At 39.0% G+C, this 24,033-nt stretch carries 28 protein-coding genes, 1 other RNA gene and 4 pseudogenes; 31 read left to right on the top strand and 2 right to left on the bottom strand.

Annotated elements, in window-relative coordinates; translation table 11 throughout:
• Positions 1 to 24 precede the first annotated feature (24 nt).
• The 4 genes from sufU to QMZ64_RS09925 all read left to right on the top strand — a co-directional run bounded on the left by sufU (position 25) and on the right by QMZ64_RS09925 (position 2,715).
• Positions 25 to 456, top strand: a complete 432-nt coding sequence (sufU, locus tag QMZ64_RS09940) for a Fe-S cluster assembly sulfur transfer protein SufU (RefSeq protein ID WP_243940430.1) — start codon at positions 25 to 27, stop codon at positions 454 to 456.
• Positions 457 to 549: 93 nt separating this feature from the next.
• A complete protein-coding gene (locus QMZ64_RS09935; RefSeq protein ID WP_301441289.1) occupies positions 550 to 1,011 on the top strand; it encodes a Fur family transcriptional regulator in 462 nt (153 codons plus the stop codon).
• 56 nt (positions 1,012 to 1,067) lie between these two features.
• Positions 1,068 to 1,733 carry a GntR family transcriptional regulator gene (locus tag QMZ64_RS09930; RefSeq protein ID WP_075754710.1) on the top strand — a complete coding sequence of 222 codons (666 nt, stop codon included), beginning with the start codon at positions 1,068 to 1,070 and terminating at the stop codon, positions 1,731 to 1,733.
• Between the two features lie 7 nt (positions 1,734 to 1,740).
• On the top strand, positions 1,741 to 2,715 hold the full coding sequence (locus QMZ64_RS09925; protein ID WP_265627012.1) for a DMT family transporter: 975 nt from the start codon (positions 1,741 to 1,743) through the stop codon (positions 2,713 to 2,715).
• A gap of 54 nt (positions 2,716 to 2,769) precedes the next feature.
• Here QMZ64_RS09925 and QMZ64_RS09920 read toward each other — a convergent pair whose 3' ends face one another.
• Positions 2,770 to 3,531, bottom strand: coding sequence for an N-acetylmuramoyl-L-alanine amidase (locus QMZ64_RS09920; RefSeq protein ID WP_265627011.1), 762 nt, complete (start codon positions 3,529 to 3,531; stop codon positions 2,770 to 2,772).
• A gap of 159 nt (positions 3,532 to 3,690) precedes the next feature.
• Between QMZ64_RS09920 and ssrS the strand changes: the two genes are divergently transcribed.
• From ssrS to QMZ64_RS09820, 20 genes and pseudogenes are all read left to right on the top strand, one after another.
• Positions 3,691 to 3,874, top strand: a non-coding RNA gene (gene ssrS, locus QMZ64_RS09915) — 6S RNA.
• Positions 3,875 to 4,113: 239 nt separating this feature from the next.
• Entirely contained in the window at positions 4,114 to 4,596 is a 483-nt protein-coding gene (locus QMZ64_RS09910; protein ID WP_265627814.1) for a hydantoinase B/oxoprolinase family protein, read from the top strand.
• A 171-nt stretch (positions 4,597 to 4,767) separates the two neighbouring features.
• The gene (locus QMZ64_RS09905; RefSeq protein WP_020451523.1) at positions 4,768 to 5,202 is read left to right on the top strand and encodes a DUF2243 domain-containing protein; all 435 of its coding nucleotides are present in this window, start codon (positions 4,768 to 4,770) and stop codon (positions 5,200 to 5,202) included.
• A 333-nt stretch (positions 5,203 to 5,535) separates the two neighbouring features.
• Positions 5,536 to 5,841, top strand: a complete 306-nt coding sequence (locus QMZ64_RS09900) for a hypothetical protein (protein WP_265627010.1) — start codon at positions 5,536 to 5,538, stop codon at positions 5,839 to 5,841.
• Between the two features lie 582 nt (positions 5,842 to 6,423).
• Positions 6,424 to 7,356, top strand: a complete 933-nt coding sequence (locus QMZ64_RS09895; RefSeq protein WP_265627009.1) for a S8 family peptidase — start codon at positions 6,424 to 6,426, stop codon at positions 7,354 to 7,356.
• Position 7,357: 1 nt separating this feature from the next.
• The gene (locus QMZ64_RS09890) at positions 7,358 to 8,218 is read left to right on the top strand and encodes an SAR2788 family putative toxin (protein ID WP_265627008.1); all 861 of its coding nucleotides are present in this window, start codon (positions 7,358 to 7,360) and stop codon (positions 8,216 to 8,218) included.
• Positions 8,194 to 8,664 (top strand): DUF7878 domain-containing protein, encoded by a 471-nt coding sequence (locus QMZ64_RS09885; RefSeq protein WP_265627007.1) that lies wholly within the window; start codon positions 8,194 to 8,196, stop codon positions 8,662 to 8,664. The genes QMZ64_RS09890 and QMZ64_RS09885 overlap by 25 nt, the downstream gene beginning before the upstream one ends.
• A 159-nt stretch (positions 8,665 to 8,823) precedes the next feature.
• Positions 8,824 to 9,531, top strand: coding sequence for a hypothetical protein (locus QMZ64_RS09880; RefSeq protein WP_301441288.1), 708 nt, complete (start codon positions 8,824 to 8,826; stop codon positions 9,529 to 9,531).
• Positions 9,495 to 9,770 carry an HNH/ENDO VII family nuclease gene (locus QMZ64_RS09875; protein ID WP_367618612.1) on the top strand — a complete coding sequence of 92 codons (276 nt, stop codon included), beginning with the start codon at positions 9,495 to 9,497 and terminating at the stop codon, positions 9,768 to 9,770. The genes QMZ64_RS09880 and QMZ64_RS09875 overlap by 37 nt, the downstream gene beginning before the upstream one ends.
• On the top strand, positions 9,767 to 10,216 hold the full coding sequence (locus QMZ64_RS09870) for an SMI1/KNR4 family protein (protein ID WP_026579690.1): 450 nt from the start codon (positions 9,767 to 9,769) through the stop codon (positions 10,214 to 10,216). The genes QMZ64_RS09875 and QMZ64_RS09870 overlap by 4 nt, the downstream gene beginning before the upstream one ends.
• A gap of 270 nt (positions 10,217 to 10,486) precedes the next feature.
• A pseudogene (locus QMZ64_RS09865) lies at positions 10,487 to 10,939 on the top strand (DUF4274 domain-containing protein).
• 182 nt (positions 10,940 to 11,121) lie between these two features.
• A complete protein-coding gene (locus QMZ64_RS09860; RefSeq protein WP_265627004.1) occupies positions 11,122 to 11,508 on the top strand; it encodes an immunity 22 family protein in 387 nt (128 codons plus the stop codon).
• Positions 11,508 to 11,929 (top strand): annotated as a pseudogene (locus tag QMZ64_RS09855) (SMI1/KNR4 family protein). Before QMZ64_RS09860 ends, QMZ64_RS09855 begins: the two are co-directional and overlap by 1 nt.
• A gap of 29 nt (positions 11,930 to 11,958) precedes the next feature.
• Positions 11,959 to 12,096, top strand: a pseudogene (locus QMZ64_RS09850) (hypothetical protein); the annotation flags it as partial.
• A gap of 1 nt (position 12,097) precedes the next feature.
• Positions 12,098 to 12,532 (top strand): SMI1/KNR4 family protein, encoded by a 435-nt coding sequence (locus tag QMZ64_RS09845; RefSeq protein ID WP_265627003.1) that lies wholly within the window; start codon positions 12,098 to 12,100, stop codon positions 12,530 to 12,532.
• Positions 12,533 to 12,588: 56 nt separating this feature from the next.
• On the top strand, positions 12,589 to 13,059 hold the full coding sequence (locus tag QMZ64_RS09840; RefSeq protein WP_265627002.1) for an SMI1/KNR4 family protein: 471 nt from the start codon (positions 12,589 to 12,591) through the stop codon (positions 13,057 to 13,059).
• An 89-nt stretch (positions 13,060 to 13,148) separates the two neighbouring features.
• Positions 13,149 to 13,725 (top strand): annotated as a pseudogene (locus tag QMZ64_RS09835) (SMI1/KNR4 family protein).
• 187 nt (positions 13,726 to 13,912) lie between these two features.
• Positions 13,913 to 15,166 carry an MFS transporter gene (locus tag QMZ64_RS09830; protein ID WP_265627001.1) on the top strand — a complete coding sequence of 418 codons (1,254 nt, stop codon included), beginning with the start codon at positions 13,913 to 13,915 and terminating at the stop codon, positions 15,164 to 15,166.
• A 97-nt stretch (positions 15,167 to 15,263) separates the two neighbouring features.
• Entirely contained in the window at positions 15,264 to 16,397 is a 1,134-nt protein-coding gene (locus QMZ64_RS09825; RefSeq protein ID WP_301441287.1) for a response regulator aspartate phosphatase, read from the top strand.
• Positions 16,398 to 16,915: 518 nt separating this feature from the next.
• Positions 16,916 to 17,167 carry a hypothetical protein gene (locus QMZ64_RS09820; protein WP_075754482.1) on the top strand — a complete coding sequence of 84 codons (252 nt, stop codon included), beginning with the start codon at positions 16,916 to 16,918 and terminating at the stop codon, positions 17,165 to 17,167.
• Positions 17,168 to 17,810: 643 nt separating this feature from the next.
• Here the strand turns inward: QMZ64_RS09820 and QMZ64_RS09815 are convergent.
• On the bottom strand, positions 17,811 to 18,755 hold the full coding sequence (locus QMZ64_RS09815; protein WP_265626999.1) for an urea transporter: 945 nt from the start codon (positions 18,753 to 18,755) through the stop codon (positions 17,811 to 17,813).
• 249 nt (positions 18,756 to 19,004) lie between these two features.
• Here QMZ64_RS09815 and QMZ64_RS09810 point away from each other — a divergent pair, with 249 nt between their 5' ends.
• From QMZ64_RS09810 to QMZ64_RS09780, 7 genes are read left to right on the top strand one after another with little or no spacing between them, the layout of a single operon-like run.
• Complete coding sequence (locus QMZ64_RS09810; RefSeq protein ID WP_265626998.1) at positions 19,005 to 19,307, top strand: urease subunit gamma; 303 nt, start codon at positions 19,005 to 19,007, stop codon at positions 19,305 to 19,307.
• A 21-nt stretch (positions 19,308 to 19,328) separates the two neighbouring features.
• A complete protein-coding gene (locus QMZ64_RS09805) occupies positions 19,329 to 19,655 on the top strand; it encodes an urease subunit beta (RefSeq protein ID WP_265626997.1) in 327 nt (108 codons plus the stop codon).
• Entirely contained in the window at positions 19,652 to 21,364 is a 1,713-nt protein-coding gene (gene ureC, locus QMZ64_RS09800; RefSeq protein WP_265626996.1) for an urease subunit alpha, read from the top strand. The genes QMZ64_RS09805 and ureC overlap by 4 nt, the downstream gene beginning before the upstream one ends.
• 10 nt (positions 21,365 to 21,374) lie before the next feature.
• Positions 21,375 to 21,830 carry an urease accessory protein UreE gene (gene ureE, locus QMZ64_RS09795; RefSeq protein ID WP_265626995.1) on the top strand — a complete coding sequence of 152 codons (456 nt, stop codon included), beginning with the start codon at positions 21,375 to 21,377 and terminating at the stop codon, positions 21,828 to 21,830.
• Complete coding sequence (locus tag QMZ64_RS09790) at positions 21,823 to 22,506, top strand: urease accessory protein UreF (protein ID WP_265626994.1); 684 nt, start codon at positions 21,823 to 21,825, stop codon at positions 22,504 to 22,506. Before ureE ends, QMZ64_RS09790 begins: the two co-directional genes overlap by 8 nt.
• Positions 22,507 to 22,527: 21 nt before the next feature.
• Positions 22,528 to 23,139 carry an urease accessory protein UreG gene (ureG, locus tag QMZ64_RS09785; RefSeq protein WP_265626993.1) on the top strand — a complete coding sequence of 204 codons (612 nt, stop codon included), beginning with the start codon at positions 22,528 to 22,530 and terminating at the stop codon, positions 23,137 to 23,139.
• Position 23,140: 1 nt separating this feature from the next.
• Positions 23,141 to 23,965 (top strand): urease accessory protein UreD, encoded by an 825-nt coding sequence (locus tag QMZ64_RS09780; protein WP_265626992.1) that lies wholly within the window; start codon positions 23,141 to 23,143, stop codon positions 23,963 to 23,965.
• The last annotated feature ends 68 nt before the right edge of the window (positions 23,966 to 24,033 follow it).

Raw genomic sequence — 24,033 nt, 5'->3', positions numbered from 1 at the left:
TTAAAAGGGAAGGAGCATCATTTCATGCCGAAACTGGAAGAGCTGTATCGGTCCGTCATTATGGATCATGCAAGATACAGGCGAAATTTTCGAAAAATCGATAAACACGGCGCGTATTACGTCCATTACAAAAATCCAACATGCGGTGATGTGATGACTTTGTTTATCGACATTAAAGATGAAAAGATCGAAGACGCAGCTTTTATCGGAGATGGGTGCAGCATCAGCATGGCTTCCTCATCAATCATGACTGAACTGATAAAAGGAAAGACGTTAAAAGAAGCCGGCCTAATGCGTGCAGCGATGGAAAATATGATCAGAAAAGGAGAAGAACCGGCAGAGGATCTACTGGGAGATGCCGTTTCCCTGATGGGCGTCCATCCGTTGCGGGCCCGTCATAACTGTGCCCTGATGCCGTGGCAGGCTTTTGATCGGATCAAGGAGAACGTTTATTAAGTGAACACCACACCTAAAGCACTCCGGTTCTAAGGCCGCCGGGTAAAGAATATCGGAAGATTCAAGGGAAAAAGGGGCAGTGACGAAAGAGGTATGGAAAACGAAACGAATGTAAAGCAGGAAGCGATGGCGCAGCTTAAACAGAAAGGCATTCGAATGACGCCGCAGCGGCTGGCCATCTACCATTATTTTTTAGCCAACAGGAACCATCCCACAATAGCAGAAATTCAACAATCATTAAGGGAAGTCTATCCCGCCGTCAGTACAGCGACGATATACAACACCATCCGCTATTTTAAACAAGAGGGTCTTATAAAAGAAATGGGCTTTACTGATCCGCTTCGCTTTGATCTGGCTCTAGAGAAACATGATCATGTCATATGCGAAGCATGCGGAAAGATCGTCGATTTTCAATGTCCGCAACTTGAGAAAGTAAAAGACATCGCGGCACGGCTGACCGGATTTAAAGTGACACATTACCGATTGGAGCTGTACGGCATCTGCAAAGATTGCCAGGCGAAAAAAAAATACGCCGCTAAAGTGAAAGGGATTTGATAAAAACGAATCTCTTTTTGGTTGTGCATAAAACCAAAATCCGATATATTGGTTTTATGATGAAAAATAACATTAAACGAATCAAACGAATTTCGCTTCGGGAAGAAGTGTATCAAACGCTGAAGCGCACCATCGTACATTTGGAACTTAAGCCGGGGGAGCGCCTGCATGATCAGGAGCTTGCAGAGCAGTTTGGCATCAGCCGCACACCTGTCAGGGAGGCGCTCAAACGACTGGAAGATGAAGGACTTGTTGAAACTGTTCCGGGTTCAGCAACACGTGTAGCACCGTTAAATCGCGAGGAAGCTGAACATGCTTTTACAGTCACTGCAGCACTGCATGCGCTGGCTGTCAAACTGTCGTTTCCTTTTTTAACGGATTCAGACCTTGATCAACTGGAGGCGCATAACAAAACGTTGCAGCAAGCGATTCAAAAAGAAGACATTATCGAAGCAATCGAATCGGATGCTGCTTTTCATGAGGTGTTTTTACAAGCATCAAAAAACCCGGAAATTACCCGGGCATTGGAGAGAATTTCTTCGAAAATTTACCGCCTTGAAATGTCGCAGTTTTCCTCGATCGGCAGCTTGAAATCTGTCGAACAGCATCAGAACATCATCGATGCCTGCAGACAGCGGGATCGGGATGCGGCCATCAGGCTTGCCGAGGAAAACTGGCTCAGTCTCGGAGACCGATTGGCCGGACATCAGGAAAAGGAGTGAGGGGATTGTGAGGCCGATTATACTGGGCGTTTTTGCAGCCTTCTTTTTTGCTTTTACATTCGTTTTAAACAGGGCGATGGAGCTTGAAGGGGGAAGCTGGATCTGGAGCGCATCGTTAAGATTTATCTTTATGGCGCCTCTTTTATTTGTCATTGTTTGGCTGAGGGGGAACGTAAAAGAGCTTTTTCAGGAAATTAAAAAAGCGCCGGGCATTTGGCTGAGATGGAGCATCGTCGGCTTCGGCCTCTTTTATGCGCCGCTCTGTTTTGCGGCGGCTTACGGGCCAGGCTGGCTGATCGCAGGAACATGGCAAATTACGATTATTTCCGGCTCCCTGTTGGCGCCGCTTTTTTACGAAACCATCCAAACAAAAACAGGTCCCGTACAGCTGAGGGGCAAAATTCCCTATAAAGGGCTGGCGATGTCGTTGATCATTTTAATCGGGGTGGCGCTGATGCAGGCTGAGCATGCGGCACAGCTTTCTTTACATGAGATGCTGCTGTGCGTCGTGCCGGTTATGTTGGCTTCATTTGCATATCCGCTTGGGAACAGAAAAATGATGGAAGCATGCGCCGGGCGCCTTGATGCTTATCAGCGGGTATTGGGGATGACGCTGGCAAGCCTTCCGTTTTGGCTGATCCTCTCGCTGTACGGGCTGGCGTCGGCTGGTGCGCCCAGCCGGGGACAAGTCATTCAGTCAGGTTTGGTGGCTGTCTTTTCCGGAATATGCGCAACTGTGCTGTTCTTTGCCGCAACCGATCTTGTAAAAGGGGATATGCGAAAATTAGGGGCTGTCGAGGCCACACAATCGTTTGAAGTGCTGTTTGCTGCCGCTGGTGAAATTTTGCTTCTTTCAAGTCCGCTTCCTGGTGCCATCTCATGGAGCGGCATGGCTCTTGTGATTATCGGAATGGTGTTGAACAGCCATGCATCGAATCAAACGCAAAAGCCGCCGATTCAAAGTAAAGCTGCAAAAGCATGAAAAAGGCCTGCGATCTATACGAGACAGATCGCGGGCTTTTCTTGATGATTGTCCCTATTCCTGGTAAATGAAAGCGTCAAATCCGGCGTTTTTGGCTTGCTGAACGAGCGCTTCGGCATTTTCTTTTGAAGAAAAAGCGCCAATTTGCACTTTGTAAAGGCTGTCCCTGTAAATCACAAGGGCATCAAACCCTTTCGCTTCCGCTTGAGCGGCAAGCGAATCGGCGTTGGCTTTGGTCCTGAAAGCGCCGATCTGCACTTTATAGAGAGCTGCGGCCTTTTTGGAAAGGTTAAATGCCCTTGCGAGTCCGTTGGCGTGGCCTCTGGCAATGGATTGAATAAAAGCGGAAGACTTTAGTTTCTCGGCGTCGCTTGTATTGTCTACAAAGCCATTTTCCGTAAGAAGTGCGGGCATGGCTGTTTCTCTTAGTACATGAAAATTGGCCGTTTTCTTGCCGCGATCCCTGAAATCGACAACTTTTAAAATCTCTTCATGCATGATATCCCGATAGGTGGTGGTAGGTGCGCCGACGCCGGGATAAATGTAATCCTCGAAACCTGTCCCGCCCCCGGCATTCATGTGAATCGATAAAAAGTAGTCCGCTCCCCAGCTGTTCGCAGCGTTCGTGCGTTGCGTCAGACTGACGGTTTGGTCGCTTGTCCTGCTTAACAGGACTGAAACATTTTGATATTCATTCAGCAGCATGTTTCTTAAAGCCAAGGCGGTTTGCAATGTTAACTGTTTTTCTTGCAAACCATTGCCTGAAGCGCCTGGATCAGTCCCGCCATGGCCGGGATCGATAAAAATTTTTACCACAAGACATCACCTCAATAGACAGTCTATGAACAGATGGACGAGAAGGGTTGTACGATCGCTGATAGATTGCAGAATTTTTTAAATATTCAACTTATTATAGAGCGTCATATTCTCTTCAGGCAAGAGGTTGCATTTTGAATGTTTTTATCATATAATTCAATTACGCTGCATTGTACGTAATGATAATTAAGTTTTAACCTTTAAGCTGTAATAGGGAGTTTTATATCGGAACCGGAATGTCATGCCTTCCTCGAAAGGACGACAGGAACGTTTCTGCAGACACCCACTTTGAGGAGTGTGGTTTAAAACTTTCTTACTTGCATACGGCAATTGCAGCACTTCACTTAAGTCATTTGAATAAAATGGCTTTTTTTATTTGCTTAAAATCAGTTTACTGTAAATGTTTTATGTAAACTAACTTGCTGTAAATAAAGGGCGGTGTCCGCCCTTTTATTCATTTTAAAGTGAATGCTGTCAAATAAAACGAATGCCTGAATTCCAGCAGGCAGAAGGTGCAAAAATGACTGGCATCAAAAATGCTGAATGATGATAATTCCCTCATGGAGGCTCGCACAGCCTTGACTGGACAATCGTCATGCCGGTTTTAGCCGTGTATTAAAGCATGAATATACGAGCGATTTTACGGGAGCAGGCCGATGGAGAGGCACCCCCGGGTTGGACGTTCAGATCCAGCACTTAAAAGAAAGCCGGACAAGCGTCATGATGGCAGGGGTCCGAAATACAACAAAAGGCTTTTGCGGAGCAGGTGATGCACCAAGCAACAAGGTGATCGTCGGGTATGGAACAGACGAAGCCAGAGAGATCGCGGAAACGGCTTTTGAAGTCGAAATGCCTGCGGGCGGCATCATCCAATTTTACCGTGCAGGCGGCGGAGGCTGGGGAAATCCGCTGGAACGTGAACCGGAAAAGGTGCTGGACGACGTCTTCAATGAGTTTGTCAGCATTGAATCAGCATTGCAAGATTACGGTGTCGTGATTGACCCTGAGACACTTACTATTAACGAAATGGAAACAAAACGTGTGCGGGCTTCCCGCCTTTCATAAATAAAAAAGCTGATCTGAAAGGAATGAAGACACCTTTTCGGATCAGCTTTTTAAATACTCATATGGTAAAAAGAGGATAATTGCTTTCGAGAGAGAATGTAAACATAACCGGTTTGATCTTTTAAGCCGGCGGGTACATAACAGATTAGCAAATAAAGGAGGACAAATCATATGAAAAACAAAAAAGCGTTTTGGGGACCTTTTCTGTTCGGTGTCGGCATCATCGCCATGATCGACGGCATCGTTTTTCACCAATTGCTTCAATGGCACAGCGTGTACATGGACACAGACCGCTCTCACCAAATTATGAGCGACGGACTGTTCCATCTGTTTTCGCTCGTCATCCTTTTTATCGGCGGGATCCTGCTGTGGAACAGAGGTGACCTGAGCAGCAGCCGGCCGCAGCACATCTTTTGGGGAGCCTCTTTGCTGGGGGCGGGCTGGTTTAATTTCCTCGAGGGCATCATCAATCATCATCTTCTTCAGATTCACCACGTCAACCCGCTAAGCCCGAACCGCCTCTTATTCGACCTTGCCTATGACGCATCAGGCCTGTTGATCATTCTGGCCGGATGGCTGATCTACAGAAAAGGCAAACAGAAATAAAAAATTGGTTTGACCGCACAATTATTTCTCGGGAAAGCGCAGGTTTCAACAAGACCTGCCCTGTTTTTGTCAAAATGTGAAGAAATAAAAAACTCCATTTTTAAATGCGGCAAAGTGCAACTGTTCACTTCAAGCAAAAAGGGGGTTCAGATATTCAATGAAGCATGGAAGGTCTGACATTCGATTTTTTAATAGACTCCCAAGTTTTGAGTTGGCGCAAATTAAAGAAGTAATGGACATTAAAAAGAGCTAGACAAACCTTTAAAAAAGTTTAGAGCGCTTATGCTTAAGTATTCTAATGAAATTAATTCTGAAGTTTGGCAAGATGATTTCATGATTGAAGTAGAAGATAAATTCAGAGAGGAAATTGAACCTGTTGTACAAGAGATTGAAGAATTATGTGAATCAAACAATTATTTGAAGGAATTAAGTGGACGAGTATTTCAAAATTGGAGTGCTCCGGCAACAATAGGGTTGGCTTTTGCAACTGTGTCGGATTATCTAAATATTACTCAGGCATGTCTAGGAGGCGCAGCAAAAATTGCGTATGACGGTGTTGTATCGTATAAACGTTACAAGGAACAATTAAAATCAATTGAAAATCACCAATTGTATTTTTATTATAAGCAGGTAAATTAATAGGCTCTTTAAGATAAAATAATTGTTTTAAGGAAGGTGTATCATGAATAAATATGATCATTTTAAGTTAAAAATAGATGCCAAACCTTCATTATTCCATAAGTAGATTGTTAGGAAGGCAGTTGGGGAAACGTTGTGGGGAAAATCAGAAAAGAGGTTCTACAGAACCGCGAACCCACATGTAGTATATGTGAGTATCAACCCCATATTGATAAAACAAACAGGCTAATTAAAGGGACAAACTTTATGCAGTTAATTGAGACTTTAAAAAGCGAATACAGTAAACAGCAGGCTAGAATGTAGGGGAAGAATCCTTCATTAAAGATAATGAGTTTGAAAAGTTTCTAATAGAGCACCTAAGTACTCTATTAGAAGAGACGAAGCAAGACCAGATTCTAATCATAAAATTAATCCTTTTTAATGCATTAATGGAAATATGTTAATAAAAATGGTCATTATGGAACAAAAGGTGTTTACATACATTATATTATAGGTTAAGATAATCATGTGTTTTAGTAAAAGGGGGGAGTATGAGAGTATCTGTTTGAATTTTCAAATATTGTTTATGAGAAGGAAGCTTGAATGAAAAGATCGAAGATTGTGTTTCTATTTGTTTCTTGCCTATTTGTAATTTTTGCAGTTGGCTTATATTTGATGTGTATTGATGATATTTCTAAAGATAGCAGTACTACATCTAGTACAAATAAGAAAGAAGAACTGATGTGGGGATATGAAATTATCGGCCAAGAAGCGCGCAATAATCATACAGAGCCTGTCAAGATAGCTATTCTTGATAGTGGCATTAATAAGTCACATAAAGAGTTTAATAATATAACCTTTTATGAATACAATGCTATTGATCCTAATAAATCCGTTGAAGATGAGTATGGTCACGGTACAGCAATTGCTGGAATAATAGCTGCAGGTGGTGAAGAGATAAAAGGTATTTCACAGAATGCTACTTTATATGATGTCAAAGTACTAGATAAAAGTGGTAATGGCAAAGTTGAGGATGTTGTTAGGGGAATCAATTGGTGTATTGAACAGAAAGTAGATATAATTAATATAAGCTTTGGATTTGAAAAAGACTATGATGACTTGCGTGATGTCATTAACAATGCTCTACATAATAACATTATCATTACTGCTGCCTCTGGAAATACTTTAGGTCTTACCGTGGAGTACCCAGCAAAATATAGAGGAGTCCTATCTATTTCCTCTTTTGATGAAAAGTTGAAAATTGATCCGGTATCAGCAAAAGGCAAAATAGATTTTTCAGCTCCAGGAATAAATATAAAATCAACAGATAAAAACGGAAGTTATAAAAAGGTTGGAGGTACATCCTTTTCAACTGCGTTTGCAACTGGCGCTATAGGCTGTTTAATTTCAAAAAAGAAAATATCTAAAGAAAATTTTCATCAAACACTCGAAAAGTATGCTGTTGATTTAGGGAGTTCAGGGTATGACAAAGAGTTTGGTCATGGGATGATTATTTGTAACAAAGGAGAGAAGTAGTGTGAAAAAGACTTTGATAAGAATTCTTATATTTACGTTAGTTTTGTCTGGAGTTCTACCTGGGTTTGCAAATGCAGAATCAAATGACAACAAAATTGAGAGCGATTTCAAAACTGCAGGTATTAAAGAAAATACAAATAAAGTGTATGGAGTAAATGTTGAAAAAGAGTTTGGAGTTGCTCTTGAAAAAGATATTGAGATGGCTGTTGAAGAAAATCAAGATGAAGTGAATGTTACTACTAAGCTTGAAACTGAAAATGCTAATGTTCAAACTGATATGAACATTAATCAGGAAACTGGTGAAATCACTGTTACTGGTATTAGAGAATTAGAAAATGGTGAAAAAGAAATAAACCATTACAATGTATTGATTGAAGAGATTGAGGGGACTGATTTTAAAGCTACGTTTGTGGATCAAAAAACGGGCGAATACTATAAAATTAGCACCTTAGAAGCTCAAGCTTCCATCGTCCCTGCAATAATAATTGGAGTTGTTGCTAAATTCGGTATAAAGTGGGCTATTAAAAAATACGGAAAAAAACTTATTATAAAAACATTTAAAAAAACAGCAATTAAGCAAGCTATAAAAAAAGTTTCTAAGTTTTCTGTTAGCAATAAACACCTCAGTAATGCTGGTGGTAGATACAGAAAATTTAATACTACAAGTAAAAGCAAAGTGAATAAATGGATAAAGGAGGCTTTACAATCCAAGAATATTTCCTTTACTATAAATGATAATAAAAAATTATCATTTGTCATCACTGCAAATTTAAAAAAGAAAATCGGAACAAAAGGTGAGACAAAAATAAAAATAGTAATAGGATGGGATGGTAAGATATGGACGGCGTATCCAATCAAGTAGAATTTGTTTATAAGTTCACATCCGAAGAAGCAGATATCCCGAAAAAAATGAAAAAAGACCCTTCAGCAGCGATGAGAGTTGAGGGAGAGTTTAAAATAAAAATAAATGGAATTGTGTATTTCGAAGAAAATATTGCCCTATTAGAGTTTTATGCTTCTTTGAATGAGTGGATTAAAAAGATCAAGAAAAAAAACAAAGTTGCAGAGTATAGATATTACACCATGGAGTATGAGGAGGACGAGCCCATTATTTCATTGATACCATTTGACAATAAGGCTCGACTCACGACCATTTGGGAAACTCAACAATTATATAACGTATTCGACCTTAATTACATTATTGAACAAATGGAAATGCTGCATGAAAGACTTGGACGGGACATTGAACACCATTATAAAATTTCATTGAAAAACTTTATTGGAAAGATTCCATTAAGAAAATATTGATTAAAGAAAAGAATCCCTTGTTTTTAGGGATTCTTTTCTTCTTGGCAACAGCGGTATTTCAATCAAATTGAAGGCGCTCGTGATTTTGGCAACGCAATTAAAGGAAGTGCTGAAGGACTTAAAAATGCAGTTGTCGACACTGCTGTAGGCCTATGGGACATGGTCGTTCACGCAGACGAAACGATTGAGGGCATTAACTTTACGCTTCATCATCCTGATGTCACATTCAATATTATAAAACAAGGAATTGAAGACTCGTATCAGCGAGATGTCGTCAATGGTGATTCTTACACCCAAGCCAGATGGTTTAGCTATGCCGTTGGAATGGTCGGGACATCGATTGTTGGTTCTAAAGGCGTTGACAAAGCAGCAAAAGCTGCCAAAGCGGGGAAGGTAGGGCAAGTCGCTGCCAAAGCAACTAAAGCTTCTAAAAAAGTATCGAAACAAGCTTTGGAAAAAAGCGTAGCGTCTTTCAAGAAATCGATACAAAGGGTTGCTTCAAACATAAAAGGGATTCAAATACACAACCCTTTTGCGCCGCAAATTCAGCTTGCAGGCGGGGGTAAAGTCCCTTACCATGCGATTAATGGGGAGCATATAAAAGATAGTCTTATTCAATTTGCGAAGAAAGTCTCTGATATAAGCAGAAAACCGTTTACAGGTGGTAAAATCTCAGTACCATGGTTAAATAAAGAGAAGTACAATGCAGTTGAAGTTAAAGGTAAAGTAAAACCAAAAGGAAACTTAAAAGATGTTGACAGAAGAATTTATCAACTTAAAAACATTGACTTCAACATGAAGCATCCAAATAAAAATATAACTAATTTAGAATTAATGAAAAGCGCAAAAGCGCAAAAGCGCCCATAGGGGAAGATGGCAAACCAATTAATTTACATCATTTAATACAAAAAGAGCCAGGTACGATGTTGGAGATACTTCATACCACTCATAAAAAATACCATAAAGTACTACACCAATTAGTGGAGAAGGGGGATAGCTTTAGAAATAATCCTGAACTGCAACAACAATACGATAGTTTCAGAAGAAAATACTGGATGTGGAGAGCTGAACAATATGAAAAGAGCTTGAAAGGTGGATCTCAATGAATACTAAAGAATTAATTATAGACTTTATAAATAAACATGCTACTCCCCATGATTTTACAGGAGGAATTAATGAGGAAAAAATCAAAAAAATTGAAAATGACTTACAAACCACTCTTCCTGAAAGTTATAAATGGTTTTTAAGAAACTATGGCTCAGGCGGCTCTTTTGGCGTCGAAATATTGGGTCATGGACTTGTATCTCCTGAAGTCGTAGAGTTCACCAAAGACTATAGGGAGCTCTATGACTTACCAAATCACATTGTAGTAGTCGTTGATGTAGATGCATTTGCTTATTGCTTAGATACACAAAAAATGGATAACGGAGAATGTCCTGTAGTTACATGGGTTTATCAAAGCGGATATGATCATCAAAAGGCTCCTAACTTCCTTGAGTTTTTATGGGAATATTTAAATCAAGCTAAAGAAGATTGGTACGAGGAAGAATAATATATTAAATCTCAAGCACTTAATCTTTGATTGAGTGCTTTTTTGTTTAAATCTAGAAAAATCCGAGATGGACATCATCTTCATATAAGAAGTGGTCTGAAATCTATGCAATTTTCCTAATGATGAAGATAACATTAGGTTCTTAGAACAGTATTTAAATTCAAATAGTCCTTCATAATAAGCTCCCTAAGGGAACTTATTATGAAGGAGAAAGCTTAAACAATTGGTCGACTAATATTTAAAGTGTTTTTGTTAGGAGGTAAAACAGTATTGGATAAGAAAGATATTAAGTTCCTCGAGGAGCTGCTTTATAATACAGATAAAGACGATCTAGTAAGAGTGAAGAGAAATATTGAAAACCCTGTGATTCTTCACGTTTTTGCAGCGAATTATAATTGGAATAGTGGTTTTGAAGTTCCAAAAGCAATTCTTGAGAATGAAAATTGCGATTATGGTACGGGGTTATTAATGTTCCATTATGCAGATGGTTATCGTATGCTCGAAAGCCCAGACGATGTTTCAGCATCTGCTTTAGAAGAATGGAAGGATTTCTTAATCCAAACTTATCAAAAGCTTATATTTGCAGTTTAAATCTCAAAATATTTCATCCGATCCTGAAATAACAAGGGTTCAAAGATTTAAGCTGAAAAAAAACAACCCGCATATTCCCGATGCTTACTTGATAAGTCACCAGGGAATGTGATTGAAGTTCCGAAAATTTAATGCGTTTTTCACCTTGAACGGCAGTGCCTTTCAAGGTTTTTTGAACAAATTGGAGAAAGCCAGCAAGGAATAGGGCGGAATTGAAGGCGTTTTGGGAAGAATCTGTTAAATATGGCTATCGGAATGGTTACTACGTCTGTCGTCGGCACTAAAGGCGCAGCTATAGAAGAGGAGGTAGCTTTATGCAAAAAGAAGAATTTGTATCACTTTGGTTAGGTAGTATCAGTTCTCCAGACGAATTAGAAAAGATTCTTAAAACTTCTTATACTGAAGATGGTGATTTTATTCCTTCAATATTTGCTAATAGCTTTAATATAGAAAGGTACGATGATTCTGTTCGTGAAGCAGATTTTTATGAAGAGTCTAGTAACTCGCTAAGTCGATTATTAGAAGACTTCTCTTACGATGATACGATTATCCCAGAATTTATTTCAGTATGTGGAGAGCACCTGACAAAAAATTATAACGCGTTGGTACTCTTATATAATTTCAACTATAAAGGTGTCAAAAAGAAGGTATCTATTGGTGATAGTGAATTTGAATTTTTAGGTTCAGTTAAATATATGTAATGAATGCTCAAATTTCAATGATGATAAATGAATATGTAGAAAAAGGTGATTTTTTCGGATCAATACCCGAAGAAGATATTTCGAGGGCTGAAGAAAAACTAGGGTGCAAATTTCCACGGCAATATAAAGAGTTTGTTAAAGCGTATGGCTCAGGAGGTATATGTGGGGTTGAGTTTTGGGTGTTGAAGGAAATGGCTATGCTTCAGTAGTTGAGGCTACAGAAAGATTTAGAAATTTTGGTTTACCTGATAAATACTTAGTTATTGAAAATGTGGACGAATTTGTTTATTGTCTCAATACTGAAGAAAATCACTGTGTAATAATGTGGGATGCCATAAGCAAAAAGAAGGTTGAAAGATATTCTAATTTTGATGAGTATTTACAAGACAGTTTTCAAGAAGCAATAGATAACTGGGATTAGAAATCGTATCATGGCCAGTTAGAAGAACACATCATATAATTGAAAATAGCTTTCGCGGAGAACATGAGTGGTGGAATATACCCCTTGCTAAATTTCCAAATGAACATCAATCTGGTATCCATGGTACAGGATCACCTGCGAATAAATTATTTAAAGGGGGTAAATAAAATGAAATACGATTTTATTAGAGATGATCAAGAAAATCAATTTTATCCAGTAAGTGAGGAAGAAATACAAGAGGTAGAAGAAACATTGGGATTAAAGATGCCTTTTGAATTACGGAAGTTTCTATTGGAAGTAGGATATGGTTTTCTGAAAAAATCAGAATATAATATCAATCGGATGATGGGGCCATCTTCAATACGAGATGCTAGATTGAAAACTAATGATTTTGAATTTTATCCTGACATCGAAATTTATGAGGATCTGGAAGAAGATAAATTAATATTTTTTGAAGCGAATGAAAGTGCGTTATTATTAATTGAATTAAGTGAAGAGCAAAACAATCCGATTTATTATGATGATATAAAGATAGCAGATTCATTAGAAGAATTTCTAATTAAAGTGATGGATAACGACAAATATTATATTGATTTAGCCTAACGAAAAATGAGAGTGATACCGGGGATGAAATTCCCCCTGGCAGAGGATATGAAAAAATGGATTATTCTAAAGTGGAAATATTCATAAAAGAAAATGACAACAAAGATCATGCGATTTTTACTGGAGGAGTTTCTGAAGAAAAAGTTAAAATTATTGAAAACGAACTTAATGTCGATCTTCCAGAGAGTTATAAATGGTTTTTAAAAAACTATGGCTCTGGTGGAATTTTCGGTTTAGAAATAATCGGATATGACCTTGAGGGGGCCTATGTTGTAGAGCAAACTGAGGATTATAGGAAATATTATGATTTACCTGATGGGATTGTTGTAATAGAGTATGTTGACGAGTTCTCCTATTGCCTCGATACAAATAAAATGGAAGACGGAGAGTGTCCTGTAATTGTATGGGTTAATGATGCAGGTTACGGAGATGTAGTTGCAAATAATTTTCTAGAGTTTTTCATGGAAGATCTTAAGGAGTCTAAAGAAAACTGGGAAGAAGACGAAGATTGGGACGATGAAGAGTGATCAAAACAGCCTCATCCTTATTAGAGGATGAGATTTTTTGCTTAGTTCGTACTGGTGGGTTAAGCATCAGATTTGAGAGGAGCCTATTAATGAGCTTTGAAAAGATTGAACAAAAAATGAAAGAATTTTTAATTAATATAGATAAGGATCGCAATAATAATTCTAATATTAAAAATTGAAGATCTTGAAAAGAAACTTGGTAAACAACTTCATTCAGATTATAAAAAGTTTTTAGCTAAATACGGAGGATGTTTATTAGAAAGCAGAAAAACAAACGATGACGCGGAGTTTGATGTTTGTTATAGACCAATTGAAAAAGATCCATGGATGGGGATAAATGATGAGACACAATTATTAGAGTCCTTTTACGGCTTTCGAAACGATATTGACAATATAATGGATATCGTTGATACATATTCTGATCGATTTCCTGAAACAATCATTGCAATTGCTGGTTCTCCCGGAGGGAATGAAATTTGTTTAGATTTAGACAATGGCAAAGTAATGTTTTGGGATCATGAGCTTAGAAACCCAGAAAAAGATTTTTATCTTATAGCAAATTCTATTGAGGACTTTATTTTAAGTCTGGAGGACGAACTAATTGAACCTTATGGAGACGATGGAATTGTTTCTATTTGGTTAGATGATGAATTATTAAAAGATTAATTTAACATCTGTAAACAAGCTCTCTGTAAAGGAGAGCTTTTTAAGAGGGTAATGAAATCTTTCTCTTTTTACCTTAATGTTTCTTAAATTATTCCTCTCCTACATTGACCAAGAAACCAAATATAGGATATGCTTTGGTGAGAGCCTGTAAAAATGAGGGATTTTTGTAAGGGGGATTTTTTGAGGAATGAATAGTGGCTCCACTGTGTGGCAAAGAAATTTTTCCTTTCTGTTTGTTTCTAAAATGGTGAAAATAACCGCAGACAGCTTTGCTTTTACTTCTATTTTGTGGTTTCTCATTTTAGATGGAAAAGGGGCTGTCGGAACAGGTATGTTAATAGCTGTCACCCTTCTTCCACAAGCTTTAATAGCACCGTTGATTTCACCTTTTATGAAGCCAAAAACTCTTAAGTTCTGGATGTTCTCTGCAGATATAACAAGGGCTTCATTGATGCTGATCATTCCAATTTTTTATTTTAGTGGATTTTCACCATTATGGTTCATTATTTCACTAATGCTGATACATTCGGCAACTGGGGCTTCTTATGATCCTGCATCCATTTCCATGATTCCGCAAATTGTTAAGAATGAACTTATTCAAAAAGCTAATGCCACCATAGAATCTTCAGCCCAAGTTGTAAAATTGGTCTCGTTAATGGTTTGCGGTATATTGATTGCCGTAATAGGCGCTGCTTATACAATGCTTATTATATTTCCATTTTACATCGCTTCAGCCTGTTTAGTTCTGTGTATTAAATATAGCTTGAAAGAAGAAGGGGCTCAGGAACAGAAACCAAAAGGCGCATATTTCAAAAAGCTAAAAAGAGGTTTTGTAATTGTCCGAAATCATCATATTTTGCTTCCGCTAGCCGTATACTGCATTTTGTTGAATATCGGTTCAGCTCCTTGGGAGGCGCTTTCAGCGATCTATCTTTCAGAAGATTTAGGCGGCGGTTCGGTCATTCATTCTTTCATAAGAGTAGCAACAGCTACCGGAGCCTTTTTAATGGGGTTTATCTTAACTAAAGTAAGAGTGAACCGATACGGACTATTGTTTGTCTCCGCAGGAATAATAGAAGGAATTGCACTTTTCATAACAGGAATGAATTCAGTTTTATTACTACTTCTTCTCGCAGCATTTATTTTGGGGGCTACCATTAGTGCCATAAACGTACCTGAACACACCATTATTCAAACCTCAGTTGCAGATGAAGATCAGCCACAAGTATTTGCTGTTATTAGAATGATCTCTCATGTGATGGTACCATTAGGGGCTTTAATTAGCGGCTATGCAGCTGCTACCTTTGGTGCAGGAAAAGTTATCGCTTTCGGCGGACTGATTGAAATTCTAGCTGGAATTGCGATATTAACTCTTACGAAACTAAGTAAAACCAATCGTTCAGACATGATAAGGGGTAAAGAAGAAAGCTTAAAAATGTAAGAAAATTCAAACGTTTAAATGCCGAATATTCAAAATGATTAAATAAGCTTCCAAGAGACAAGTATCAGAAAAAATAGAGAAGAAAGGGGTTTTTATTTTGGCATATAAAAGCGTAATACCTTATGATCTAGTGGCAACGAAAATGAATTATTGGTATGTAGCTCTTAAAAATGACTGGGTTGATGAAGCTGAAAAAATGAAAACCGAGGTTAAACAAGAGATCGCTATAATGGAAGAAAACCAGGATGTCCTTATATATTTTTCATTGCTTGAATTCCGTCATAAGCTGATGTTGGATTACATTTGTCCGGAAGCAGCAAAAGATATACAGGTTCATTATGAAGAGTTAAGGGAAAAGACTAAAGGCGGGAAAAATTTGAATGGTATGCTCGAATATTATTACTATTTCTTCACAGCAATGTATCATTTTAGACAGAAAGAACTTCTTCATGCTTTGGCTTACTACCAAAATGCCGAAAATCAGTTGAATTCATTTGAAAGCGATGATGTTGAAAAGGCGGAATTTTATTTCAAATTGTCAGAAATTTATTACTATATGAAACAAACATATTTTTCAATGTATTATGCTAATCATGTATATAAGATTTATTTAAAACAGCCAACATATGGCCAGCGTAGAGTACAATGCCAATTTTTAATGACTGGTAACTGGCTAGATAAAATGAATCCTGAAAAAGCCCTGGAGCATACCAGCAAAGCACTGTCAGATGCAAAGGAATTGCAAGTTGATTATTTAATCGGTTCTTCACACTTGAATATTGGAATATGTTATAATCAACTTGAAGAACTTTACAAAGCAGAAAATCATTTTCAAATGGCTGCTGAACTTTATAAAAATGAAAAACACAGCTTTTTGCCCAAAGCCCTCTTTAATATTTCGCACGTTAAAGCGAAACAAGAGAAGTGGATTGAAGCAGAAGATCGGTACTTCGAGGGTAGGGAGTGGGCTCAAAAATTTGAGGACCAAGAATTCCTTACAAAGCTGAAAATGATTTACGGGTTGTACTTATCATTTGACCTTGACGCAGTTCGAGAATCCTTTCAGTTCTTCAGTGAAAAAGGTATGTATGCAGACATAGAAGAGTATGGAGTTATCACGGCCGAACTTCTACAAGGAAAAGAAATGCTACATGATTCACTTGAGTTTTACCGCAGGGTAGTCGAGGCAAGAAGACAAATACAAAGGAGTGGGACAGTACATGAAAGCTAAGTTGCTAATTTGCTCTATGCTGCTATTGGGTGCAGTTGGTTTAGTGGGCACTTCCTATGATCAATCAACAAATACAGCATATCATGTTGCTGACAGGGTAGCAATTTAACTCTGAGACTGCTAAATTAATATATAGAACCTTTAGAAGAGACCAGTTCATGAAACTCACCGTGAGTTTATGGGCTGGTCTTTTTCATTTCTGAAATATCGATTAGTTTTCCGGATTTCATCAAGATATTCAAGCCAGTAAAGAAGCGGCTCTCAAATATATTCCCAGCACCAGATTTGCCTCTAGAAAAAATGGAAGGATTGATGCTTAGGAATGGAATTAAAGTAAATCCTGAGTGAAAATTAATTAAAGTTATGTCTAAACAATTGTAAAAATGTGTATTATTTTTGAATTATTTTTCAATTCTACACCGTTTGACAATTTTTTCATCCTTTTGGTGTTAAGCTCAAGGTGTCTATTAAGTGGACAAGCATTTAATAGGTAAACAAAACGAAAAGGGGATGTGTTTATGTTTAAAAACAAACTCAAAAAAGTAGCGGGGGCGGTTGCAGTGGCTGGGGCTCTGTTGGTATCTGGATTACCTGCAAGCGCTGCACCGGATTTAACTCCGATTCGAGACAAGTATCCAGACGCCTATCAATTCCAATGGAATGGCAACAATACTGTAACTGTTTTCTTTAGAGACAGCCAAGGTAAATCTTATCACAGAACGTATACGTGTGTTACGGTTATCGATGGAACTTGCTACGTGTATAAGTAATCAGTAAGACAAAATTCTGTCTCAATCGTTTGTATTCTTCCTGAGACAGAATTTTTTTCATTAACCAAATCAGTTACTTTCACCTTCCCTGTGTCCAAATCCTCTTTCTTTCATTTATGCCCCTCTCGATGATCAATGAAGACAAAGCTGGAACAGTTTTCGGCGGCACCATCAGAATATGCTTCCACCAATATGGGTTTTTCACAGTTTACAGGGAAGAGCTGGCAGCGGCCGCAGCATACCTTCAGACTGACTTGGCCTAAGGGTCTTATCAAGCAGTTAATCTGAATAATGGCGGAGACGCTCTCATACATCATTATTGAAAAATAAGTCTGTTTCATGTGGTAATGGATTGAGTCCAGATATTTCTGAAGTGAGAGTGTCAATGAAATGGAACATTCCTATAAAAATTCCGGCATTCCTGGTAAGTTTTCACGGCCTATGTATTCTTCTAGCTCACCATCGTTTTTCTCAAGTTATCATTCATGTATGTCTAAACACGAGTAGATTAATATAGTAAGACATCATGAGTTTCTTCCACGAATTTACTTCTTATCATATTTCTTCTGCTCTACCGCCCCAATTCTTTTTACATGCCAATGATTGTCGCTAAGCGGCTGATTTACATCATCAATAGGCAAAGCTATAAGTTTGGCAGAACCTTTCTTGCACCTAAAAACAGCCATGAACAAAGAACAAACGGCATTGTTAGGGCAGGGAGTCCATATGGCAAAAGATACGTGTTGAGGCCTGCTGTTATAGGCACTGTCAGGCAAGCTGAAATGATCCCTGATAAAAATGCAAACCGGTTATGTTCACTTTTAAAAACGGCAGATACGGCCAGAATCGTTAAAATTGCGTTATACCCGTAAAGACCCAATGTGATGAGAGAACGCTCCCCTCCTAAAAGGAATGTAATGATGATGGCAACTGCATTTCCGATAACTGCATAAAGCCCCAGTTTTCTTCCTGCCCAAAATACGGCGAGAAAAATTAAAATCCCGGATACTGTGTTATTCAGAAAAAATACTTGTCCAATTCCATGAAAGACCCCGTCTATTAAATTGACTTCCCCTGCTGTCTTTAGTTTCCAGTGTGTTAAATCTTGAGGCACCAGGGCAGAACTTAATTTAATCCCATTTAATTTGTATGAAGCTAATAGTATAAACCACGTCAGGATAACAAAGGGGAATGTAAGGATTGGAACTTCGGTTCTTTTCGTAAAATGCATCATAGCGGCTGTAAAAATGGCTGCTACGGCTGACCCAATTAAAGCGACAAGCCACATGTAAGGGCCAGTTAAGAATGATGCCAATGCTATTCCTGTTAACACAGAATTATATCCTAATAGACCCTGATTGATAATCTTTTCATCTGCTGCTCCCAATTTCCCTGCTAAAGTACCGATAATAGCGGATAATAAAGCGATTATACCTAAATAATAGGAAAAAATAGTAATAGCTATAAGGATTAGAAAGCCGGTCATCACATTCTCAATCAGGATGACTTGAGAGATGCCTTTGAGAGAAGCTGTTATTAAACGGAAAAACACCCCCTCGCTTAATAAATGGTGTTTGTTTTTTCGCATAATTAATATTCTCCTTTCTTTTCAAGGTTATATATCTTCAGTGTATCATATATAAATTTTTGAATATATAAATTGACATATATGTAAAAAATGATATACATTTAAAACAGAAGCAGTGGAATCAAATATATTTTCAGTTTTTTAGTTTTGGCGCTGTCAGCTCAGAATGTTAATGTTCGTAATGAACTGGCTCCCCCTTATAAGAATGCTCACCGTTTGGTCGTAATAAAAATACAGGGAGGTTTTGTGATGCAACTATTACCGCGTGAAGTAGACAAGCTTATGATTGTTGTCGCTGCAGATCTTGCGAAGCGACGTAAAGAACGGGGATTGAAATTGAACCACCCGGAAGCAGTAGCCCTGATAACGTATGAAGTGTTGGAGGGAGCAAGGGATGGAAAAACAGTTGCGGAGTTGATGGAATATGGAACAACCATATTGTCGCGGGAAGATGTAATGGAAGGCATTCCGGAAATGATTGATGATATCCAGGTAGAAGCTACATTTCAAGACGGCACAAAGCTTGTCACTGTACATAGTCCAATTAAATAAAATTGGTAGGAGGCTATTTATATGGAACCTGGACAACTATTTTTAAAAGAAACAGATGTCATTTGTAATGTCGGAAGAACGGCGTCCAAATTGACTGTAACGAATAAAGGTGACCGCCCAGTTCAAGTAGGTTCACATTTTCATTTTTATGAAGCGAATGAAGCGCTTCAATTCAAACGAGAAGAAGCATTTGGAAAGCGACTAAACATTCCGGCAGGAGCGGCTGTGCGTTTTGAGCCCGGTGATGAAAAAGAAGTGGAATTAGTGCCTTACGCCGGCGAACGCCGGGTATACGGATTTAATAATAAAGTGGACGGATCATTAGAAAAAGAGGGGAACCAATCATGAGTTTCAAGATGCCAAGAAAGCAATACGCTGAAATGTACGGCCCGACTACAGGGGATTCTATTCGTCTGGCAGATACAGATTTGCTCATCCAAATCGAGAAAGACTACACGACATATGGAGATGAAGTGGTATTCGGCGGCGGTAAAGTTATTCGTGATGGAATGGGACAACACCCTTTAGTTACACGTGGAGAAGGAATAGCAGATGTTGTCATTACGAATGCTGTTGTCTTAGATTACACTGGTATTTATAAAGCGGACATTGGAATTCGTGATGGCAAAATCGCTGGAATCGGGAAAGCAGGTAATCCGCTAATCATGGACAATGTGGATATTGTGATTGGCGCCGGTACAGAAGTTATTGCTGCTGAAGGTATGATCGTCACTCCAGGTGGAATTGACACTCACGTCCATTTTATTAATCCGGAGCAAATCAGAACAGCATTAGCTTCAGGTCTTACCACCTTAATTGGAGGAGGAACAGGCCCTGCTGCAGGATCAAAGGCTACTACAGTTACACCGGGCGAGTGGCATATGCACCGAATGCTTGAAGCGGCAGAGGGCATGCCGATTAATGTTGGGTTTACAGGAAAAGGACAAGCCGCTTCAGAAGATCCGCTGGCAGAGCAAGTACGCGCGGGCGCCATTGGACTGAAAGTTCATGAGGACTGGGGCGCTACAGCTTCAGCTATCGACCATGCGCTAAGTGTGGCTGACAAATATGATGTTCAGGTTGCCCTTCATGCGGATACATTAAACGAAGGCGGATTTATGGAAAATACAATGGCCGCTATTAAAAATCGCGTCATTCATATGTACCATACAGAGGGTGCAGGGGGAGGACATGCTCCTGACTTAATTAAATCGGCCAGCTTCAACAATGTTCTGCCGTCATCTACGAACCCAACATTACCTTATACAGTCAATACGGTAGACGAGCACTTAGATATGTTAATGGTCTGTCACCACTTGAATCCATCCATTCCGGAAGATTTGGCGTTTGCTGACTCACGTATCAGACGCGAAACGATTGCAGCTGAGGATATTCTCCAGGATATGGGTGTATTCAGTATGACTAGTTCGGATGCCCAAGCGATGGGACGGATTGGAGAAGTCATTTTACGTACATGGCAAGTAGCCGATAAGATGAAAAAACAAAGAGGAACAATGGCGGGCGACAGCGAGCTTTCGGACAACAACCGCGTCAAACGTTATATTGCCAAATATACAATTAATCCTGCCATTACTCATGGTATTTCCGAATATGTCGGTTCTATCGAGACAGGGAAAATGGCCGATCTCGTTGTCTGGAATCCAGCATTTTTCGGTGTGAAGCCTGAAATGGTCATTAAAAGCGGCTTTGTTGCAGAGAGCTTAATGGGAGATGCTAACGCCTCTATTCCGACACCGCAGCCTGTGATTTACCGTCCGATGTATGGGCAGTTTGGCAAGGCGCTGTCCAGCACTTCCATTACGTTTATTTCCCAGGCAGCTTTCGATGACAAAGTGCATGAGAAGCTTGGGTTGCAAAAAATCATTCTTCCGGTTCGCGGTATTCGCAAACTAACGAAAAAAGATATGAAGCTGAATGGCGAAACTCCTGAAATAACGGTCGATCCACAAACATATGAAGTGAAAGTAAATGGCCAATTAATTACATGTGACCCTGTTGATAAGGTGCCAATGGGTCAACGATATTTCCTATTCTGAGGTGAGAGTCATGATAATTGAACAAATCGTAACAAATATTGAAAACATGGAAAAAGAGGAGATTGAAAAACGTCATATTGAAAAAGTTTACCTCGAAAGTGCTCATTTGGTAAAACGAATCCAACGGGTGAAAACAGATCATGGCAACGAAATTGGAATACGCTTAAAAGAACCGCGTGACCTTGTCGCTGGTGATGTTTTGTATATGAATGATCAAAATATGATCGTTATCGATGTATTATCCGATGATTTATTAGTCATCAAACCGCGCACTTTGAATGAAATGGGAAAGATCGCTCATCAATTAGGAAATCGCCACCTGCCGGCGCAGTTTGAAGAGGACGAAATGCTTGTTCAATATGATTATCTTGTAAAAGAGTTGCTTCAAGACATGCAAATTCCATATAAACGTGAAGACCGAAAAGTAAAACAGGCTTTCCGCCATATCGGCCATAGCCATGATTAATATTCTATCTTTACTCCAACTATGCGATTCAAATTTCCCTATCGGGGCTTTTAGTCATTCGTATGGTCTTGAGACCTATATTCAAGAAGATAAAGTCTATGATCAAGCAACGTTCGTACAATGGCTTCATACGTATGTAAACGAGCAGCTCATTTATTCTGATGGGTTGGCATCCCGCCTAGTATATGAAGCGTTAGAGAATGAAGATTTACAAACAGTATGGAAATTAGATCGCATGTTGACTGTTCAAAGTTTGCCGCGTGAAACAAGAGAAGGAACCCAAAGGATGGGCGAGCGGATGTTAAATCTTATTGAATCCCTATATGAGATACCCATTCTTTCAACATATCGGGAGCGTATAGATCAAAAGCAATCGTTTGGACATCCCTCCATTGTATTTACGATTGTAGGTCATCATCTTGGTGTCCCTTCATCAACGACTACTTTGTACTATTTGTATTCTGCAGTCTCAAATCTTGTCCAAAATGCGGTCCGCGCTGTCCCTCTAGGGCAAGTGGCAGGTCAAAAGACAATTCAAGAATTTCAGACTGTTTTAATCGAAGCAACAGAAAAAATTCAAAGTTTACATGAAGAAGAATTTGGGATTGTTTCCCCCGGTTTGGAATTATCTCAGATGATGCACGAGCGTGTAAATATTCGTATTTTCATGTCTTAATAAAAAAAGGAAGTGTTAGGTATGAATCCAGTTAGGATCGGTGTAGGAGGACCTGTAGGAGCAGGGAAAACGATGTTAGTCGAAAAAATAACCCGGCATTTACAAGATGAAATGAGTATGGCAGTTGTGACAAACGACATTTATACAAAAGAAGATGCCAAGTTTTTAATGACCAACGGAGTGCTTCCCGCAGATCGGATTATAGGTGTGGAAACAGGCGGATGCCCTCATACGGCAATACGCGAAGACGCATCAATGAACTTTGCAGCCATTGATGAGCTAGTGAAGAAGAATCCAGACGTTGAACTTATTTTCGTTGAAAGCGGCGGGGATAATCTGGCAGCTACATTCAGCCCTGAACTTGTTGACTTTTCAATCTATATTATTGATGTGGCCCAAGGGGAGAAAATACCGCGAAAAGGCGGTCAAGGAATGATTAAATCTGATTTATTTATCATCAATAAAACAGATTTAGCGCCTTTCGTTGGAGCAAACCTGGATGTTATGGCATCTGATACGAAGGTTTTCCGCGGAGACAAGCCGTTCGCTTTTACAAATTTAAAAACGAATGAAGGTCTTGATCAAGTCATTGACTGGATTAAGGAAAATGCACTATTAAAAGGACTGGAGTAAGATGGAGGACTGGACAGGCGTTTTGCGTTTGAGCGCTGAAGAAAAAAATGGAAAGACCATAGCGAAAAATGTGTATTTTCAAGGGGCGTATAAAGTCATGCGTCCTATTTATCATGATGAATCAGGACAAGCCTGTTATTACATTTTAAACCCCGGCGGCGGTTATTTAGACGGTGATCGCTATCAAATGAAGATTTCACTGGAGAAACAAGCAAGGTTAACATTAACAACCCAATCGGCAACTAAAATATATAAGACACCGCATACACATGCATATCAGGAAACTGAATTTAACCTTAGGGAAGGCAGTTATCTTGAATACATTCCCGATCCGCTTATCGGCTATCAAAATGCACGGTATAAACAAAAAAATGTAGTATATATTGAAAAAGGATGTACGTTCCTTTATTCAGATATTGTGACTCCTGGATGGTCTCCCAGTGGAGAAAAGTTTACCTATGATACGCTTCAATTCATTAATGAAATCTTTATGGAAAATGAGCTGGCAGTCTATGACCATATCAAACTATGCCCAGCTAAACAAAATATCGATGGTCTCGGTTTAATGGAAGGCTATTCTCATTTAGGTTCCATGATTGTGATCAATGAAAAAGTAGATCATGACCTTCTTGATCGTTTATATCAGGCCGTTGATACTCAGACAAAAGAATATAAAATAGGCATATCTTTATTGCCTGTCCCTGGATTTTCCGTACGGGTATTAGCAAATCAAACACAGATCATCGAAAGTCTGTTTTCGGAATTTCATCATATCCTCAACCAAGTATGGTTTAACAAAACCCCGAGTTTTTTAAGAAAATATTAACGGTGAAAAAAACCAGCAACTGTTCAATTGTTGGTTTTTTTCAGATTCAAGATAAAAGGAGATGTATT

Origin of the sequence: Bacillus sp. LB7 (genome assembly GCF_030449715.1) — a bacterium.
GTDB classification, from domain to species: Bacteria; Bacillota; Bacilli; order Bacillales; family Bacillaceae; genus Bacillus; species Bacillus paralicheniformis.
The sequence above is the reverse complement of the archived record's forward strand: the minus strand, read 5'-3'. Positions and strand labels throughout refer to the sequence as shown.